The sequence below is a fragment of the Clostridium sardiniense genome (genome assembly GCF_019753795.1).
GTDB lineage: Bacteria > Bacillota > Clostridia > Clostridiales > Clostridiaceae > Clostridium > Clostridium sardiniense.
The window spans coordinates 97,705-115,400 of record NZ_JAIKTU010000010.1 but is presented as its reverse complement, the minus strand read 5'-3'; the positions used below and the strand labels follow the sequence as shown (position 1 = coordinate 115,400).

Annotated in this window: 16 protein-coding genes; 15 read left to right on the top strand and 1 reads right to left on the bottom strand. The window is 28.3% G+C overall.

Annotated elements, in window-relative coordinates; all coding sequences use genetic code 11:
* Nucleotides 1-37 precede the first annotated feature (37 nt).
* The 3 genes from K5V21_RS13145 to K5V21_RS13135 all read left to right on the top strand — a co-directional run bounded on the left by K5V21_RS13145 (nucleotide 38) and on the right by K5V21_RS13135 (nucleotide 2,343).
* Nucleotides 38-310 (top strand): CD3324 family protein, encoded by a 273-nt coding sequence (locus tag K5V21_RS13145; protein ID WP_221861642.1) that lies wholly within the window; start codon nucleotides 38-40, stop codon nucleotides 308-310.
* A gap of 128 nt (nucleotides 311-438) precedes the next feature.
* The gene (locus K5V21_RS13140) at nucleotides 439-1,380 is read left to right on the top strand and encodes a GNAT family N-acetyltransferase (RefSeq protein WP_221861641.1); all 942 of its coding nucleotides are present in this window, start codon (nucleotides 439-441) and stop codon (nucleotides 1,378-1,380) included.
* A gap of 210 nt (nucleotides 1,381-1,590) precedes the next feature.
* On the top strand, nucleotides 1,591-2,343 hold the full coding sequence (locus K5V21_RS13135) for a DeoR/GlpR family DNA-binding transcription regulator (RefSeq protein WP_221861687.1): 753 nt from the start codon (nucleotides 1,591-1,593) through the stop codon (nucleotides 2,341-2,343).
* 177 nt (nucleotides 2,344-2,520) lie between these two features.
* Here the strand turns inward: K5V21_RS13135 and K5V21_RS13130 are convergent, their stop codons facing one another.
* Nucleotides 2,521-3,420 carry a glycyl-radical enzyme activating protein gene (locus tag K5V21_RS13130; protein WP_221861640.1) on the bottom strand — a complete coding sequence of 300 codons (900 nt, stop codon included), beginning with the start codon at nucleotides 3,418-3,420 and terminating at the stop codon, nucleotides 2,521-2,523.
* A gap of 206 nt (nucleotides 3,421-3,626) precedes the next feature.
* Here K5V21_RS13130 and K5V21_RS13125 point away from each other — a divergent pair, with 206 nt between their 5' ends.
* The 12 genes from K5V21_RS13125 (at nucleotide 3,627) to K5V21_RS13070 (ending at nucleotide 17,535) form a co-directional block, all read left to right on the top strand.
* On the top strand, nucleotides 3,627-6,035 hold the full coding sequence (locus K5V21_RS13125; RefSeq protein WP_221861639.1) for a glycyl radical protein: 2,409 nt from the start codon (nucleotides 3,627-3,629) through the stop codon (nucleotides 6,033-6,035).
* Nucleotides 6,036-6,047: 12 nt separating this feature from the next.
* Nucleotides 6,048-6,725: a fructose-6-phosphate aldolase gene (locus K5V21_RS13120; protein ID WP_221861638.1), complete on the top strand. Its 678-nt coding sequence runs from the start codon at nucleotides 6,048-6,050 to the stop codon at nucleotides 6,723-6,725.
* A gap of 924 nt (nucleotides 6,726-7,649) precedes the next feature.
* The gene (locus tag K5V21_RS13115; RefSeq protein WP_221861637.1) at nucleotides 7,650-8,744 is read left to right on the top strand and encodes a PTS transporter subunit IIC; all 1,095 of its coding nucleotides are present in this window, start codon (nucleotides 7,650-7,652) and stop codon (nucleotides 8,742-8,744) included.
* A gap of 45 nt (nucleotides 8,745-8,789) precedes the next feature.
* Nucleotides 8,790-9,716 carry a 2-dehydropantoate 2-reductase gene (locus K5V21_RS13110; protein WP_221861636.1) on the top strand — a complete coding sequence of 309 codons (927 nt, stop codon included), beginning with the start codon at nucleotides 8,790-8,792 and terminating at the stop codon, nucleotides 9,714-9,716.
* Nucleotides 9,717-10,223: 507 nt separating this feature from the next.
* Entirely contained in the window at nucleotides 10,224-10,766 is a 543-nt protein-coding gene (locus K5V21_RS13105) for a sigma-70 family RNA polymerase sigma factor (protein ID WP_221861635.1), read from the top strand.
* Nucleotides 10,767-10,768: 2 nt separating this feature from the next.
* A complete protein-coding gene (locus tag K5V21_RS13100; RefSeq protein ID WP_221861634.1) occupies nucleotides 10,769-12,082 on the top strand; it encodes a DUF4179 domain-containing protein in 1,314 nt (437 codons plus the stop codon).
* A gap of 173 nt (nucleotides 12,083-12,255) precedes the next feature.
* Entirely contained in the window at nucleotides 12,256-12,825 is a 570-nt protein-coding gene (locus tag K5V21_RS13095; protein WP_221861633.1) for a TetR/AcrR family transcriptional regulator, read from the top strand.
* Between the two features lie 11 nt (nucleotides 12,826-12,836).
* The gene (locus K5V21_RS13090; protein ID WP_221861632.1) at nucleotides 12,837-13,769 is read left to right on the top strand and encodes an ABC transporter ATP-binding protein; all 933 of its coding nucleotides are present in this window, start codon (nucleotides 12,837-12,839) and stop codon (nucleotides 13,767-13,769) included.
* Nucleotides 13,770-13,778: 9 nt separating this feature from the next.
* The gene (locus K5V21_RS13085) at nucleotides 13,779-14,516 is read left to right on the top strand and encodes an ABC transporter permease (RefSeq protein ID WP_221861631.1); all 738 of its coding nucleotides are present in this window, start codon (nucleotides 13,779-13,781) and stop codon (nucleotides 14,514-14,516) included.
* 15 nt (nucleotides 14,517-14,531) lie between these two features.
* Nucleotides 14,532-15,509 carry an ABC transporter permease gene (locus K5V21_RS13080; RefSeq protein ID WP_221861630.1) on the top strand — a complete coding sequence of 326 codons (978 nt, stop codon included), beginning with the start codon at nucleotides 14,532-14,534 and terminating at the stop codon, nucleotides 15,507-15,509.
* Between the two features lie 216 nt (nucleotides 15,510-15,725).
* Nucleotides 15,726-16,721 carry a DUF4003 family protein gene (locus tag K5V21_RS13075; protein WP_221861629.1) on the top strand — a complete coding sequence of 332 codons (996 nt, stop codon included), beginning with the start codon at nucleotides 15,726-15,728 and terminating at the stop codon, nucleotides 16,719-16,721.
* A 22-nt stretch (nucleotides 16,722-16,743) separates the two neighbouring features.
* Nucleotides 16,744-17,535, top strand: a complete 792-nt coding sequence (locus tag K5V21_RS13070; RefSeq protein WP_221861628.1) for a Tim44 domain-containing protein — start codon at nucleotides 16,744-16,746, stop codon at nucleotides 17,533-17,535.
* The last annotated feature ends 161 nt before the right edge of the window (nucleotides 17,536-17,696 follow it).

Below are 17,696 nucleotides of genomic sequence, written 5' to 3'. Positions count from 1 at the left end.
AACCCTAAATAGAATCTAAAAATTTAGGAGGAGCATTATGTGCTATAAAACAGCAAAAGACATACTTCCAATAGAAGTCATGGAACTTATTCAGCAGTATGTACAAGGTGAGTATATATACATCCCAAAGAAAGAGAATAATAGAAAAGCTTGGGGAGAGACAACTAATATACGAAGTGAAATTAAATTAAGAGATTTAAAAATTTATGATGAATATAAGAGCGGAGCTAGTAGAATAGCTCTTGCAGAAAAGTATTTTTTATCAAAAAAGAGTATAGATAGAATAATATTAAAAGAGAAATATAAATAAAGATTAAACAAGTCATAGACTATTTATGTAGTTTATGGCTTATTTTTATTTCAGAAAAAAGTAATAGGTTTATAAAAGGATAAATTTAAAATATGATATTAATAGGTATTAGATGGGAGAGGGAAGATATGAAAATTATAAGTGTTAATAGAAGTAACTTTTATAAGATATTTAATTATTGGAAAGAGATTTCAAAGGATATTCCGTATTTCTATCAAGTTGATATAGAAGGTTTAAAAACTTGTTTCTTTGAAGATAGTTATGAAGGTGAAAAAATGTTTGATTATATAGAAACTTACTTAGTAGAGGAAGATAAGGAAGTTCTAGGGTTTATTCAGTTTGGACAGCCTCATATATATTTTGATACTACTGGTGAGAAACTTTATTCGCCTAATATAGGTATAATAAGAAATATTTATTTCAATGAAGGCAGAGCTGATGCAGGTAATTTATTAATAAAAAAGGCTCAAGAGAATTTTAGTAATAATAAATTTGACAGCTACTTTGCTTTTAATCATAGTTTAGGATTAAGCTGTAATGCACGTCATGGTAAGCTTCATGAAAGTAAAATCTACATTGCAGATTTACTTAAAGAGTATGTATATCATATTGAACATGAAAATATATATTATAGTACTGATTTAATAGAAATAGGTGAAGAATCTTTTTATTCATGCGATGCCTCTGCTTATGAAGATATTAAGTTAATTAAGACTGGGGTAAGTAAATATAATAAAGGGATTATTGATTTAGTCTATAAGAATAAAAAAGTAGGAGAAGTTAAAATCTTATATTTAAATAAAATAAATACTGCCTACGTGAATGTTATATGGATAGATGATAATCATAGAAGCAAGGGTCTTGGAGGTAAATTTATTAGATTAATTTCTAAAGACTTAATAGACAATGGGTTTACCAGAATGGATTTAGATACAGCAAAAAATAATATAAGTGCCCAAAGGTTTTATGACAGAAATGGATTTACCAATAGAGGTACTACAAGAAGTTATATGAGGGGTGGGGAAGAGATATATATAACGAAAGATATAGAAAGTGAGTGTGTTGTATGAGAGTAAATGAATTTAAATTAATAAATAATAAAAAAATATAGAGTGATTTTTGCAAATATATCTGTTAATAAATTTAGTGTTATAAATAAGACTAGAATAGCTTTCGTTTTTGGAGTAAATAATAATAAACGAAGGCTATTTAAATTGCAAACGAAATAATTGTATGATATTGTATTAATGAAAAGAGTGGTGAATTAATATATGGCTAAGATGTTAGATAGACATACTAAAATTTTAGAATTATTAACAGAGAATAAAAAAATAGAAGTTACTAGGTTATCTGAGTTATTAAATGTATCTCAAGTAACTATTCGTAAAGATTTAATACAATTAGAAAATAAAGGTCTTATTATTAGAGAGCATGGTTTTGCAACATTAAATTCAAGTGATGATATTAATAATCGGTTAGCTTATCACTATGATATTAAAAGAAGGATTGCAACGGTCGCTACTGAGTCAGTAATGGATGGGGAAACTATTATGATAGAATCAGGTTCTTGTTGTGCATTAGTTGCCCTTGAAATAGCAAGAACAAAAAGAGATATTACCATCATTACAAATTCAGCTTTTATTGCTGAATATATAAGAAAAGAATCTAATACAAGAATTATTTTGTTAGGTGGAGAATATCAAAATGAGTCTCAAGTAATGGTTGGGCCTATTACTAGAAAATGTGTAGAATCTTTCTTTGTAGATAAATTATTTATTGGAACTGATGGGTTTTCAGAAGCATCAGGATTTACAGGCAAGGATTATATGAGAAGTGAAACAGTACGTGATATGGCAAAACAAGCTAATCATGTGATCATTGTTACTGAGTCAACTAAGTTTTCTCAAAAAGGCGTTGTTAATTTAATTGCAACTGATGAGATTAGTTCTGTTGTAACGGATGTAAATATACCTAAAGAATATGAAGAATATTTGTCTAGTAAAAATATAGAAGTAAAAAAAGTAGAATATTAAAAGGGACTTTATCAAAATAGCCAGTCCCTAAAATATAACTTATACTTATAGAATCTTAAGAAATCAGTACAAGTTTAATAATAAAACCAGTAGAAATATTCATTCTACTGGTTTTATTTTTGTTCGTAGCTATTCATATAATTTACTAAATTATAGTTATGAGGTGGCCCTGTTTTATTAGAAGAAGCAATTAATTCCTTTATTAATAAATACTTCTTGATAGTTATTTAAATCTTCAGGGTGCAAAGCTTTTGTATCTTTTAGAGTGTATACTTTATTTAACATATCATATTTTTTTTCGCCAAATTGGTGGAATGGAAGAAGTTGCACACGTTCTGCACCAACATCTTTTAATAAATCTGCTATTCCACTAGCATCTTCTAAAGAATTATTAAAATTAGGTATAACTGGAATTCTTGGCAAAATATTTATTCCATTTTCAATTGCCCATTTCAAGTTTTGAGTAATCAAATCATTATAAACACCGGTACCTTCAAAATGTTTATTACTATCATAATGCTTAACATCAAATAATAGTAGATCAAACAAAATAGAGAGTTCTTTAAATAATTCATGATCAATATATCCAGTTGTTTCAATTGCAACATGAATATTTTCTTTTTTTAAATCTGAAACTAGTTCCTTTAGGAATGCTGGTTGACTCATTCCTTCACCACCTGAAATTGTTACACCTCCATTTGATTCATCATAAAAATCTTTGTCTTGAAGACATGTATCAAGAATTTCTTCAATTTCTTTATATTCACCTTCATTTTTAAGAGCATCATTAGGACAATTTGCGATACATTGTAAACATCCCATGCATTTTTTACCATCAATAGTGATTCTATTATCAATTATGCTAATAGCATTTTGGTTACAAGTACTAATACATGTCTTACATCTTGAACATTTTGATTCATTCCATAGTATTTGAACACTATCTAGCTGTGATTCAGGGTTAGAACACCATTTGCATCTTAAAGGACAACCTTTAAAAAATACAGTAGTTCTTATTCCAGGACCGTCATGAATACTAAATTTTTGAATATTAAATATTATACCTCTATCTTTCATATTACTTCCTCCCCTTATTATATTTATATAATAGCATCATAGGTTATCAAAGTAAATAAAATTGTTTCAAATGAAACTTTTATATATTCTTTATGAAATAAAATATTGACAATGATACTTAATATGATAGTATATAATTATAGACGAAAGGAAAATAACTTATGAATGAAACTTAAATAATATATTTCCCTTAAGGAGGAGAAAGAATGAAAAATCATTTTGGATTATTAACTAATAGAATGTATGATTTTAGAGAAGAATTATTAGAAACTAAAGCATCAGTTGATGCTACAAGAGCAATTCTTACTACTGAGGCTTATAGAGAACATGCAGATAAGCCGATAATCGTGAAAAGAGCATACATGCTTAAAAACATTTTAGAGAAGATGCCTATCTTTATTGAAAAGCAAACATTAATTGTTGGTAACCAAGCAAAAGCTAATAGAGCAGCTCCTATTTTCCCTGAATATGCTATGGATTGGGTAGTCAGAGAGTTGGATGAGTTTGAAAAAAGAGACGGTGATGTTTTCTATATTGATGAAGAGACTAAAGAAGAACTTAGAAATATAGCTCCATATTGGGAACATAACACAACTCTTGATAAAGGATTAGCAAATATTCCTCCAAATAGTAGGGTGTTATATGATTTAGGAATTATTAAAGCAGAAGGAAATATTACTAGTGGTGATGCCCATATCGCAGTTGATTATGGACGCATTATGAAAAATGGATTAAAGGAATACGAAGAAAGGACTATTGCTGCAAGAGATGCACTAGACCTTACTGACTTCCATAATATAAAAAAATATCATTTCTATGAAGCAATCCTAATTGTAATGGATGCAATTAAAACTTTTGCTAAAAGATATTCTGATTTAGCAAAAGAGATGGCAGCAAAAGAAAATGATGAAGCTAGAAAAATGGAGTTAATAGAAATTGCTAGAATAATGAATAAAGTTCCATATGAACCATCAGATAGCTTCTATGAAGCGGTTCAATCAATGTGGTTTGTTCATTTAATTCTTCAAATTGAATCTAATGGACACTCATTATCATACGGTAGAATGGATCAATACTTATATCCATATTTAGAAAAGGATTTAGAAAGTGGAGATATTACTGAAGATAAAGCTGTTGAATTATTAACAAATTTATGGCTTAAAACATTCACAATTAATAAAGTAAGAAGCTGGTCACATACACAATTTAGTGCTGGATCACCTTTATATCAAAATGTTACTGTTGGTGGGCAAACTATAGATAAAAAAGATGCAGTTAATAAATTATCTTACTTAATTCTAAAATCTGTTGCTCAAACAAAATTACCTCAACCTAACCTAACTGTTAGATATCATAAAGGCTTAGATGATAAATTTATGAATGAAGCAATTGAAGTTCTTAAATTAGGAACTGGAATGCCAGCCTTTAATTCAGATGAAGTTATTATTCCTTCATTTATTGAAAAAGGTGTTACAGAAGAAGATGCTTATAACTATAGTGCAATTGGTTGTGTTGAAGTTGCTGTTCCTGGTAAATGGGGATATCGTTGTACAGGTATGAGTTTTATAAATTTCCCTAAGACATTATTAATTGCAATGAACGAAGGGGTGGACCTTGCTAGTCAAACTAAATTAGTTGAAGGATTAACACATTTTGATAATATGACAAGTTATGAAGAGTTAAAAGAAGCTTGGGATATTACTATTCGTGAATTTACTAAGCATAGTGTTATTATTGAAAATTGCTGTGATTTAGTTTTAGAAGATGATGTACCAGATGTGCTATGTAGCGCTTTAACTGAGGATTGTATTGGTAGAGGTAAACCTTTAAAAGAAGGTGGGGCTATATATGACTTTATCTCAGGATTACAAGTAGGTATTGCAAACTTAGCTGATTCTCTTGCTGCAATTAAAAAGTTAGTATTTGAAGAAAAGAAAATTTCTACAACAGAGCTATGGAATGCTTTAATGGAGGACTTTGCAAGTGACAAAGGCAAAATGATTCAAAAATCATTGATTGAGGATGCTCCTAAATATGGTAACGATGATGATTATGTAGATAAGCTAGTTGTTGATGCTTATAACACTTATATAGATGAGGTTAAAAAATACCCAAATACAAGATACGGAAGAGGCCCAATTGGTGGAGTTAGATATGCAGGAACTTCATCAATATCAGCAAATGTAGGTCAAGGAAAAGGTACTTTAGCAACTCCAGATGGACGTAATGCTGGAACACCTCTTGCTGAAGGATGCTCACCATCACATGCAATGGACCAAAATGGACCAACTGCTGTATTTAAGACAGTTTCAAAATTACCAACTCATGAAATTACAGGAGGAGTATTATTAAATCAAAAAGTTACTCCTGCTATGTTATCTACAGAAGAGAATAAGATTAAATTAGCAATGTTAATTAGAACATTCTTTAATAGATTAGAAGGATTCCATGTACAATACAACGTAGTTTCTAGGGATACTTTATTAGATGCTCAAGCGAGTCCTGAAAAACATCGTGATCTAATTGTTCGTGTAGCTGGATATTCTGCATTCTTTAATGTGCTATCAAAGCAAACACAAGACGATATTATTGAAAGAACAGAACAAACATTATAAGGAGATAAAGCTATGAAATTTATTATTGATGATGCAAATATTGAATTAATTAAAAATATATATGAGTATTTCCCAGTAGATGGTGTAACTTCAAATCCAACTATATTAGCAAAGTCAGGAAGAAATCCTTTTGAAGTATTAAGAGAGATACGTGAGTTTATTGGAAAAGATGCAGAACTTCATGTTCAAGTTATATCTAAAAGAGCAGAGGGAATGCTAGAAGAGGCAGAACGTATACTAAAAGAATTAGGTGATAATACATTTATTAAAGTACCTGTTACTAGAGAAGGACTAAAAGCAATTAAAGCATTAAAAGCTAAAGGTGTTAATATTACTGCAACTGCTATATATACTTCTATGCAAGCATATCTAGCAGGAAAAGCAGGAGCTGATTATGCAGCACCATATATTAATAGAATTGATAATCTAGGTTTTGATGGTATTGAAGTTGCAAAAGAAATTCATGATATCTTTAAAAATAATGGATTGAAATGTGAAGTATTAGGAGCTAGTTTTAAAAACTCTAAACAAGTACTAGAATTAGCTAAATATGGAGTAGGAGCTTCAACAGTAAGTCCTGATGTTATTGAAGGATTAGTAAAAAATGATTCTGTTACTTGTGCAGTGGATGTTTTCACTAAAGATTTTGAAAAGTTATGTGGTGAAAATAAGACAATGAAGAATATTTAAAGGTAGTAAATAAGGTAAGGAAACTTACATTCTTTACTATCAAAGAGATAATAAATTTAAATATTTATTATCTCTTTTTTATTATTCATTAAATTGGAGCCACGTAATTTATGCTAAGTAGATTGAAATAATGATTTGTATGGAGAGTATAAAATGTTCATATGAGTAAAAATATTACAAAAATTTTATATATAAATTAATAAAAATGTAAAAATATATATAAAGAATGAAATTTTTATAAAGTTTTTTCGACAAATTTATTGACAAATGACGTAATGTGAAATTAATATATATAAGGACTAGCGTTTGCAGGAAATATGTTTAATCATTAGGTAATAGTTAACAAGATTTTCTAAGGCGCTTTATAAATTATAAATAACTATGGGCTAACTATATTTATAATTGTAGAAAATTTAACATTAAAATATTAATTAATTATTTCTTGTGTATATTTATACTGTGTTGATAGAAATGTAAAAGAGTTATATAAATTAAATAATTGCAATGATGTAGATAAAATTAATAGGCATATTTATTGTATATAACCTAATTGAAAATAAATAGTTCTTGGTGATTTAATAAAATATGTAGAGAATATTAACTAAGGAAAAAGCAAATATTATTTAAAGAAGAGCAAAATAAAATAGCTTTTATATTTATTTAAACAGGTATCATTTTTTTATAGATAATAGATATTTTTTTAACAAAATAGAGTACATAAATAAAACAGTAAAATATACTTTTCTATAATATTTATTTATATTTTAATAACCTTTTTGAAATACTTATATATAAGTATTCTTTAATTTTAGCTTATATTATAACATAGTTAATTCCATTAAAAGTTAGCTATTTAGTTAGTATTTATTTTATCATCAAATAAATATTGATTAAAATATTCAACAAAAGAAAGAAGGCGAAAAAATGTCACAGAAGAGTACATCTGAGAAGAAAAAAGATAATGAAGTAGAAAGGGCTGACAGATTAACTCCAAAAGATTATCTAAATAAAGTTTTAGCTGGAACTGCTACAGGAATTGTTGTTGGATTAATACCAAACGCAATTTTAGGAGAGATTTTTAAAGCATTAAGAGGAAGTTATCCAATCTTTGGAGACCTTTATAATGTTGTAAATATTATGCAATTCCTTGTTCCAGTAATGGTTGGGGTTTTAATAGCATTACAATTTAAATTTAATCCTATGCAATCAATTATTGTTGGAGCCGCAGCATTTTTAGGTTCAGGAGCTTATAAAGTTACTGAAGCAGGAGTGCAAATGGTGGGAATTGGTGATTTAATAAATGTTATGCTAGTTTCCTTTTTAGCAGTATATGTTATTCGTTTAATTGGAGATAGATTAGGATCATTAACAGTTTTACTTTTACCAATTATAGTAGGTGCAGGCGTAGGTGCGATTGGATTATTCATGCTTCCTTATGTAAAGCAAATTACAGTTTATATAGGTAACTTAATTAATACGTTTACTACTTTGCAACCATTATTAATGGCTATTTTAATTAGCGTTTCATTCTCAATTTTAATCATTTCTCCAATCTCAACAGTAGCTATTGGTATTGCTATTGGAGTTACTGGATTAGGAGCAGGTTCTGCAGCAATTGGTGTTGCTGCGTGTACAGCTATATTAGTTATTGGTTCTAGAAGAATAAACCAAAGTGGAGTTACTTTAGCTGTATTATTAGGAGCAATGAAAATGATGATGCCAAACCTAGTAGAGTATCCAAGATTAGCTATTCCAGTTGTTGCTAATGCTATTTTAGGAGGAATTGGAGCATATATGTTCAATATTCTTGGAACACCAAGTAGTGCTGGATTTGGTCTAGTTGGTTTAGTTGGTCCAATTGCTTCTGTTAATGCAGCGGCTGGAGCAGCAGGTGCTATCGTTAGCGCTATCGTAGCTTTCATCGTTATCCCATTTGTAGGTGGATTTATAATTGATCTAGTTTGCAGAAAAGTTCTACATTTATATACAGATGAAATTTTTAAATTTATACAAAGCTAATGAAAAAATTTATACAAAACTAATGAATTGGAGTGTGAATAACTAATGAAAATCGCAATTGCTGGAGCCGGCGCAATGGGCTCACGTTATGGTTATATGTTACATGAAAAAGGAAATGATGTATTATTAATTGATGGTTGGGAAGATCACGTAAAGGCTATCAATGAAAATGGATTAAGAATTGATGAAAATGGAACAAGCAAAAATGTAAAAATTCCAGCTGTTCTACCAAAGGATGCAACAGAAGTTCCAGATTTAGTTATATTATTTACTAAATCAATGGGGTTAGAAACAATGTTAACTTCTATTAAAAATATATTAGGTCCAAATACTAAAGTATTATGTTTATTAAATGGTTTAGGACATGAAGAAACAGTTGCTAAATATGTAGATAAGAAGAATGTCTTCATGGGAGTAACTTTATGGACAGCAGGATTAGTTGGTCCTGGCCATGTTACATTAACTGGTGACGGTAGCCTAGAAGTTCAAAATATTGATTCAAGTATGACTGATGCAGCAAAAGAAATTTGTGATGTATTAAGTCAAGCTGGTTTAAAGGCTCATTATAGTGAAAATGTTGTATTTTCAATTTGGCGTAAAGCTTGCGTTAACGGTACTTTAAATAGTTGTTGTACACTTTTAGATTGTAATATAAAACAATTTGGAAGCTTAGGTGAGACTTCAAACATAATTCGTAAAATTATTACTGAATTCTCAGAAGTAGCAAAACACTATGGAGTAACATTAGATGTTGAAGAAACTGCAAAGGGAATAGAAGCAATATATGATCCAAGTCAAGCTGGTGAGCATTACCCATCAATGCACCAAGATTTAATTCAGCATCACCGTCGTACAGAAATTGACTACATTAATGGATATGTTTCAAGAAAAGCAAAAGAGTTAGGAATAGCTGCTCCATATAATGATTTAATTACTAGCTTTATTCATGCAAAAGAAGATTTACTTGTTTAGTATTAAGAATAAGATATTATTTCTTTAATACCAAATGACTTTACTTTAATACTGTTACTTATGCTATTTATAATATTTTTAGAGCAAGATTTAATATAATCTTGCTCTTTTTATGTTCCGATGATTTTAATATTTCAACTGAGTTAGAAGAGTATCTTATTGGGTATTTATTTGGCACCCTGTTGAGACTTACTTTATTGTAAATGAAGCATTTAAATTAGAAGAAATACGATATAATCAAATAATTATATCTGAAATTACTTCGAAAGTTAAAATATGAATATTAAAAAGTATTAGATATAGCACTTAGAATGAGTATATTAATAAATCATTCTAGGTGCTATTTTTACATTGTAAGTTTATTAAGTTATTGCTACTATAAATGTGCACTTAAAAATATTTTTAAATTTTCAAGCAATTTTTTTATAAATAAATGAAATATTTAATATATACCGTACGACTAATTAGTGAAAAGAAAGTACTTTCAAAACTAGCAGGGGGAAGGCTATGGTTAACAAAGAGAATTTTATAAGGGGTTTAAAGAATAAAAATCTTAAAGCTTTAGATTATTTAATTGATAACTACTCAAATCTTATATTTAAGGTTTCATATGGCGTATTACAAAATAGAGAATTAACTGAAGAGTGCATGAATGATGTATTTCTAAAGATATGGGATAATACTAAATACTTCAATAAAGAGAATGCACAATTCGTAAAATGGATTATAGTAATAGCTAAGTATACAGCTATAGATTTATTAAGAAAAGAAGTACGTGAACCAGATAAGGTGGATATATCATCAGTTGAACTTGGTAGTACAAGAACCTTAGATGATGAACTGGATCATAAAGATAATCTAGCAAAAGTAAGAAATGAAATTAATAATATGAAAGAAATAGATAAGGAGATATTCTTAAGAAAATTTTATTTAGATGAAGATACTAAAGTTATTAGTAAATATCTTGGAATATCAGAGAAGTTAATTAATCTAAAAGTATTTAGGGGTAGAAAAAAGCTTAGAGAAAAGCTAGTAAATAAGGGGTGCTAATTATGAATCCAAAGGATATATTAGATAATTTAGATAGTGAAACTATAGAGGATATAGAGTTATCAGAGATAAACATATCAGAAATAGAAATTAAAAGAACAAAAAAGAATGTTAAAAAGAAACTTAGAAAAAGAGGAAACATCAAAAGAAAGATAGTAGCAAGTGCAGTAGTAGTTATTCTAGTAGGAGTAATAAGTACTCCAGCTGTTGCTTCAAACATACCTGTATTAAATAATATTTATAAGCAATTAGGATTATTTAAAGGATATGAAAAATATACAAATTATATTGGTCAATCAAAGGAGAGTAATGGATATAAAGTTACTATAGAAAATATTATTTCTATACCCAATAAATTGCAGGCAGTAGTTAAGATTGAAAGCAAGGAGCCTTTAAAGAAAAAAGCAAAACAAGATAATTTTATGTTAAGAGTAAATATGGATAAAAGAAAAGCAGGAATTTATAGTTCTTCAAGTGAAGATAGCTATTATCTTAATGATTATACTATGATATTAAATTACACAGAAGACTTAAATGGAGATACTTATCCTAAGCAAGGAGATTTGACACTTAATATACAAAAGTTATCTGAGGATTTTAAAGAAGTTGAATTAGATTTAAATTTTGATGCAAAAGTGGATTTCTCTTCAGCGTTTAAGGATAAATATAATATAGTGATAAATAAATCAATTAATGATAAAACAAAAATTAAGAGTTTAGAATCAAATGCAATGGGAAGTGAACTTACTTTTTCAGGTGAAGATATAAAGTATATTTATGATTCATGGGGACCAAAATATTATATAGAAGTAGATGGAAAGATATATACTAGAACATATGGTGATAATATGGACTTCCCAGAGTTAACAGCTGATGTAGTAAGAGAGGCTAAGTCTATAAATGTTATTTTATCTGATACTAAAGAATCATTAGAATGGACAGGTAATGATGATACAGTTAAGATTGAGAGTGGACAGAAAGGTAATATCAAGTATCCTAAAATAATAAAATCACAGAATGGATTAAAAGGTGAATTTTATAAAATTGAGTGGCAAGGAGATAAACTTGAATTTTATTTTAAAAGCGAGTATGAGCCATTAGCAATATTTGATAGTTTAGCTTTATCCACCTATGATAATGAAGGTGAGCAAAATTTTAATAGGTATTGTAATAGCTATACTATATCAAAAGTGGATGATGGTTATGTTGCTATATTTGATGGTGTAGATAAAAAGAAAAATATAGAGCTTAACTATGGAGATCATGGACTTCCATTAGATAATTATAAAAATTCACAGATAATAAAAATAAAGTAGGATAATAAATAGATTTTAACTAAGAACCGTACCATATATAGGTACGGTTTTCTTATATAAAATTTATTATAAAAATATATTTACAATATATGTAAGCATGATGTAAAATTATATATATCTATCGATATATATCTATCGATATATAATGTACTATAAGAAAAGAGGTAATAAAAATGCCACCAAAAAACAAATTTTCTAAAGAACAAATTATAGATGCTGCATTTGAAATTGCTAGAGAGGAAGGTATGGATAGTATAACTATAAGAAAAGTTGCTTCAAAGTTAAAAAGCTCAATTGCACCTATATATGTAAACTTTAACGAATTAGATGAATTGAAAATGGCTGTAATTTCAAAAGTACAAGAAATTAGTACTGATATGATAGTAGAAGAAAATACGGGAGATGCATTTTTTGACATAGGGATAGCTAGTATAAAATTTGCTAAGAATTATAGCACAATTTTTAAGGATATTTTATTAAAAGAAAGTAACTATTTAGAGGTCTATAATGAAAATATGATGCCAATAATTATTGAGGAAATGAAAAAAGATCCAGAACTTAAAAATTTTTCAGAAGAAGAACTTAAAATGCTTTTAACTAAGTTAGAAGCTTTTCAAGTTGGATTATCAATAATGGCTACAAATGAAGCTTTTGCATCAGAACTAACAGATGAAAAAATTATTGGGATGTTAAAGGATACTTGTGAAGATATAGTCAATGGTATGAAATGTAGAAAAATATAAAGGGGAAATTTATGAAGATATTAGAGGTTAGCAATTTAAAGAAAAAGTATGGTCATAACGAGGTGGTTAAAGGAATTTCATTTTCTGTAAATAAGGGAGAAATTTTAGGGTTCTTAGGGCCAAATGGAGCAGGAAAGAGTACTACAATAAATATACTCTCCACAGCTCTTAAGGCATCAGATGGTGAAATGAAATTTATGGGAAAAGATATATTGAAAAATAAAAAAGAATATAAAAGCAAGTTAGGAATAGTTCCTCAAAGCTTAGCTATATTTGAAAACTTATCAGCTTTAGAAAATGTAAAATACTTTGGAAGTTTTTATGGATTAAAAGGAGAGAAGCTAAAAACTCAATCTGAGAAAGCATTAGAAATGGTTGGACTTTTAGATAGAGCTAATGATTTACCTAAGACGTATTCTGGAGGAATGAAGAGAAGGTTAAATATAGCTTGTGCTTTAGCGCATAATCCTGAGCTACTAATTTTAGATGAGCCTACAGTTGGGATAGATCCACAATCAAGAAATCATATTTTAGAATCAATTAAAGAGTTAAGAAAGAGTGGAACAACAATAATATATACTACTCACTATATGGAAGAAGTAGAGGCTATAAGTGATAGGGCTTTAATAATTGATAATGGGCAAATTATAGCAGAAGGAACATTAGAAGAATTAAAAGGTCAAATGGAAGAACAGGTTGTTTATAACATTTCTGCAACTGAGGTAGATGAAATAGATAAGGATATATTACTATCAGTTAAAGGAGTAGAAAAGGTAGAGTGTAAAGAATGTTTAAGGGTAAGTACCTTAAAGGAGTCTAATAACCTAGATAAAATAATTCTAAAGCTTATAGAGAATGATGTAAAAATAAAAAATATAGTTACTGAAGAGCAAAATTTAGAAACTGTCTTCCTGAATCTAACAGGTAGAACTTTAAGAGATTAGGAGGACGTTATGAATTTACTTAATATGGTGAAGTTTGAATTTAAATTAATGGTCAAGACTCCAGTTATGATATTGACATACTTTATTTACCCAGTACTATTGACTTCAATAATAGGGTATTTAACTCAAAATAACTTTGGGGGAGAAGTAACGTCATATCAGTATTATTCAATTAGTATGATGATATTTATATTCTCAGGGGCAGGACTTGCTAGTGTATATAACTTTATGGACAAACCTATAAAGGAAGGTAATTTAAGACTAATATTTACTCCAATTAGTAATATAGGTATATATTTATCTCAAATAATTACTGGAACAATATTTAGTGGAGTAGGTGCTGGAGTATCAATGATACTTTTTAAAGTATTATTTAGTATAAATTATAATGGAAATGAGTTTATAATTTTTCTATCCTTTGTTGCTTTATCACTTATGTCAAATGCATTAGGTATTCTATTATGCACAATATTAGATGATGTTGGACCGATTAATATGATTTTTAATATGCTACAAGTTTTTTTATGTGTACTTGGAGGCGCTTTCATTTCTTTAGAATCATTAGGAGAATTCCCAGCAGCTTTATCAAAGATATCACCAGTAAAATGGTTAATGGATGGATTACTAAATAGTATTTATGATAATAATAATTTCTTACTTTTTATAACAATAGGTGTAAATATATTTTTAGCAATAATATTTATAGGGATTTGCACTAGAACATTTAAAACTGAAAAATATTTATAGAAAGGGAGAAATTAAATGAGAAATATATTATTAGTAGTTAAAAATAATTTGCAGAGAATTATTAAAGAAAAGATTATATTATTTATAGTAATTATAATATTACCAATTGTAGTGTATTTTGGAGTTTATTTTGGTCAAATTGATGATATAAAAGGTAAACTTGCAATAGTTGGAGCTGATATGCAGCAAGAGACTATGATGAAAGAATCAATGGAGGAGAATTCTAATATAAATCCAGTATTTTTGGATAAAGAACCAAGTACTACGGATCTTATAAAAGGAGTTTATTTAGCTGAAATAGATTTTAGAAGTGGTGAGCCAAAGGTAATTAGTTATGGAAATAAAGATATTAAACTATCATTAGAAGCTAGTTTAAGAGGTGAAGTTTATGAGGGAAGTGAGGAGAGCCAAACTGTTGAAGGAAAAATAATAGGGTTCTTAATAATGTTCTTATTCTTTGGTTCTTTAATGGTTATGGATAATTTCCTAACAGATAGAGAAAATGGTGTTTATGTAAGGGTACTTCATGGAAAACTTTCTTATTTTCAGTATATGATAGGACAGATTTTGTATTCAATGTTAACTCTAACACTACCTACAGTAATATTAACATTACTTGTACTAAATGTATTAAATGTTAAATTAAGTGTTAGCTATGGGCTAATGTCTTTATTAATAGTATTAGTTGGAATATTAAGTAGTAGTTTTGCTATATTAATTTCTACTCTTTGCAAAAATAAAGTAGCTGTAACAATGGGTGGTTCTGCAATAGCTATGATTACATGCCTTTTAGGAGGATGTATTGTAAATATTGTAGATAGCAATAATGTAATGGAGTTTTTAAGAGGTTTGTTACCTCAAAAAAGATTAATTGATTTAGCTAATAATTTTAATAATAATGACTTAGCATTTTTATTAGTAGTAATAGTTTTATTTATTGGATTTAGTATATTTCTTGGGAAAAAGCAATATGAAAATGGAGAATTCATTTAGATAAAAAGAAAAAATGATTAATTAAGGATTGGTTAAATCTAAATTCTTAATTAATCTTTTTTATTTTCAGAAATGCTAAAGTAAATATTATGAGTATAATATATTGCAAGATTTAATAATATTAACATTTTTTAGAATTAATGTATTAAAAAACTTGAAATAAGGTATAATATACTATATAATATATTTAATTAAAACTTTTAAGGGGTGTTTATTATGAATTATGAGAAGGTTCAATTATTAGTAAATAATAGCATGGAGCTAGATAATGCAGGCGGAATATTTACAGGAAATTCTTTTAGAAAGTGTAATGCTTTATCATTAACATTAAAGGGTAAAAATGCAGATGCTACTAGAATTAATGAGGCTATAAAAATTATTAAGGACAATACATCTATGTTATCAAACTTTAGAGGAAATAATTTGTTAACTACTGCAATTACCATATCTCTTGAAAGTGATATGGAAGGTAGCTTTAAAGAACTTATGACTATTAATGAAAGGTTAAAAAATCATTTCTTTACAAATCAGTATTTAATTTTATCTTCTATTGTAATATTTAATGCAAGATATAGAGTGAATATTGATGAGGCAGTAAGAAATACTAGAATGGTTTATGATTATATGAAAAAGAATCATAGATTTTTAACAGGTCAAGAAGATATATCAGCTGCAGCTATGATTGCAACGACTTCTGGAAATATGGAATTAACTTTAAATGAAATAGAAGAATGTTATAAAGCTTTAAGAGATAATGGATTTGGAATAGGCAATAATACACAAAGTTTATCACATATATTACCTCTATTTAGTGGAAGTGTGGATGAAAAAGTTAGTAGGATTGTTAAAGTAGATGAAGCACTAAGGGATAATAGAGTACCGTTAAGATATTATTCATTACCAATCTTAGGAATAGCAGCGGTTATAGCAGATGATCCTAATACTTTCGCAAAAGAAGTAAGAGAAGTTAATGAAAGAATAAAATCTGAAAAGGGATTTGGAAGTTTTACATTAGGTTCAACTATTAGAAATATGATAGCTACAGGCCTTGTTGCTTCATATTATGTTGACAAGTTAACTGACACAGATAAACAAAGATTAATAGATACTACTAATAATGTAGCTTTAACAATACAAATAGCTATTGAAATAGCAGCAGCAAGTGCAGCTGCAGCAGCAGGAGCAGCTGCTGCTTCATCATCAGGAAGCTAGAAGAAGATAGGAGAAATTCTAAATGAAAAAGCATTATAAGAAAATTATAAAAATTTTAATAGTGGTTATTTTAATTCTTCCAACGACTTCTGCTTTCCCAATAGCTGGGGGAGGATCAGGCGGAGGTGGTGGTGGCGCTGGAGGAGGATCTGGAGGAAGGTCTGGGGGCTCATCAGGCAGAGGAGGTTCTTCAGGTGCGAGTGTAGAATCACAGATTATATCAGGAGCACTTGGTATTTTTACCTTTGTAGGAGGTTTTGAAAAAGTAAAACGTAAAATAATTTTAAAGAGAAAAAAAGATGGATTTTTATCAGCTATTAAAGAGTTTAAAAAATATGATTTAGGTTGGGAATACAATGATATTTCAAATGATATAACAACAGCCTTTTATCTTGTTCAAGAGGCCTGGACTAAAAGAAATCAAGATATAGCAAGAGAGTATATGAGTAAAAAACTTTATACACTTCATAAAACAAAAACAGAATGGATGAAAGTAAGAGAAGAAAAAAATATATTAAAAGATATAGAGCTATTAGAAGTTATACCTATTGGAGCATTAAATTCTAAAGATAGATTTGAAGATATGATTTGGGTTAATATAAAATGTTCAATGGTAGATTATACAATAAATGAAAAAACGAATTCAATTATAGATGGGAATAAATCTAAGCATAAAAGGTATGAGCAATTTTGGAGATTTAAAAGAGATGAAAAACACTGGGTATTAGATGAGATAAAATGGCCTAATGAAATTGAAGATATAGATAGTTATTTTAATATAGAAGAGGAGAATTCACTAGATTTAATTAAATAATAAATCTAAAGTGATTTTTTAGATTTAAAAAGCTAATAGCTTTGAAGGTTAGAGAGTTTTATTAATTTATAAGAATATCTTAAAATTTAAAGGTAGGATCAATAAAGGATAGGTTATATGTTAAGATAACCTATCTTTTTTATTAAGATAAAAATTAATTC

What these genes read in the sequence shown, in the direction of transcription:
- K5V21_RS13145 (WP_221861642.1), top strand. Translation starts at nt 38, where the DNA reads ATGTGCTATAAAACAGCAAAAGACATACTTCCAATAGAAGTCATGGAA.
- K5V21_RS13140 (WP_221861641.1), top strand. Translation starts at nt 439, where the DNA reads ATGAAAATTATAAGTGTTAATAGAAGTAACTTTTATAAGATATTTAAT.
- K5V21_RS13135 (WP_221861687.1), top strand. Translation starts at nt 1,591, where the DNA reads ATGTTAGATAGACATACTAAAATTTTAGAATTATTAACAGAGAATAAA.
- K5V21_RS13130 (WP_221861640.1), bottom strand. Translation starts at nt 3,420, where the DNA reads ATGAAAGATAGAGGTATAATATTTAATATTCAAAAATTTAGTATTCAT.
- K5V21_RS13125 (WP_221861639.1), top strand. Translation starts at nt 3,627, where the DNA reads ATGAAAAATCATTTTGGATTATTAACTAATAGAATGTATGATTTTAGA.
- K5V21_RS13120 (WP_221861638.1), top strand. Translation starts at nt 6,048, where the DNA reads ATGAAATTTATTATTGATGATGCAAATATTGAATTAATTAAAAATATA.
- K5V21_RS13115 (WP_221861637.1), top strand. Translation starts at nt 7,650, where the DNA reads ATGTCACAGAAGAGTACATCTGAGAAGAAAAAAGATAATGAAGTAGAA.
- K5V21_RS13110 (WP_221861636.1), top strand. Translation starts at nt 8,790, where the DNA reads ATGAAAATCGCAATTGCTGGAGCCGGCGCAATGGGCTCACGTTATGGT.
- K5V21_RS13105 (WP_221861635.1), top strand. Translation starts at nt 10,224, where the DNA reads ATGGTTAACAAAGAGAATTTTATAAGGGGTTTAAAGAATAAAAATCTT.
- K5V21_RS13100 (WP_221861634.1), top strand. Translation starts at nt 10,769, where the DNA reads ATGAATCCAAAGGATATATTAGATAATTTAGATAGTGAAACTATAGAG.
- K5V21_RS13095 (WP_221861633.1), top strand. Translation starts at nt 12,256, where the DNA reads ATGCCACCAAAAAACAAATTTTCTAAAGAACAAATTATAGATGCTGCA.
- K5V21_RS13090 (WP_221861632.1), top strand. Translation starts at nt 12,837, where the DNA reads ATGAAGATATTAGAGGTTAGCAATTTAAAGAAAAAGTATGGTCATAAC.
- K5V21_RS13085 (WP_221861631.1), top strand. Translation starts at nt 13,779, where the DNA reads ATGAATTTACTTAATATGGTGAAGTTTGAATTTAAATTAATGGTCAAG.
- K5V21_RS13080 (WP_221861630.1), top strand. Translation starts at nt 14,532, where the DNA reads ATGAGAAATATATTATTAGTAGTTAAAAATAATTTGCAGAGAATTATT.
- K5V21_RS13075 (WP_221861629.1), top strand. Translation starts at nt 15,726, where the DNA reads ATGAATTATGAGAAGGTTCAATTATTAGTAAATAATAGCATGGAGCTA.
- K5V21_RS13070 (WP_221861628.1), top strand. Translation starts at nt 16,744, where the DNA reads ATGAAAAAGCATTATAAGAAAATTATAAAAATTTTAATAGTGGTTATT.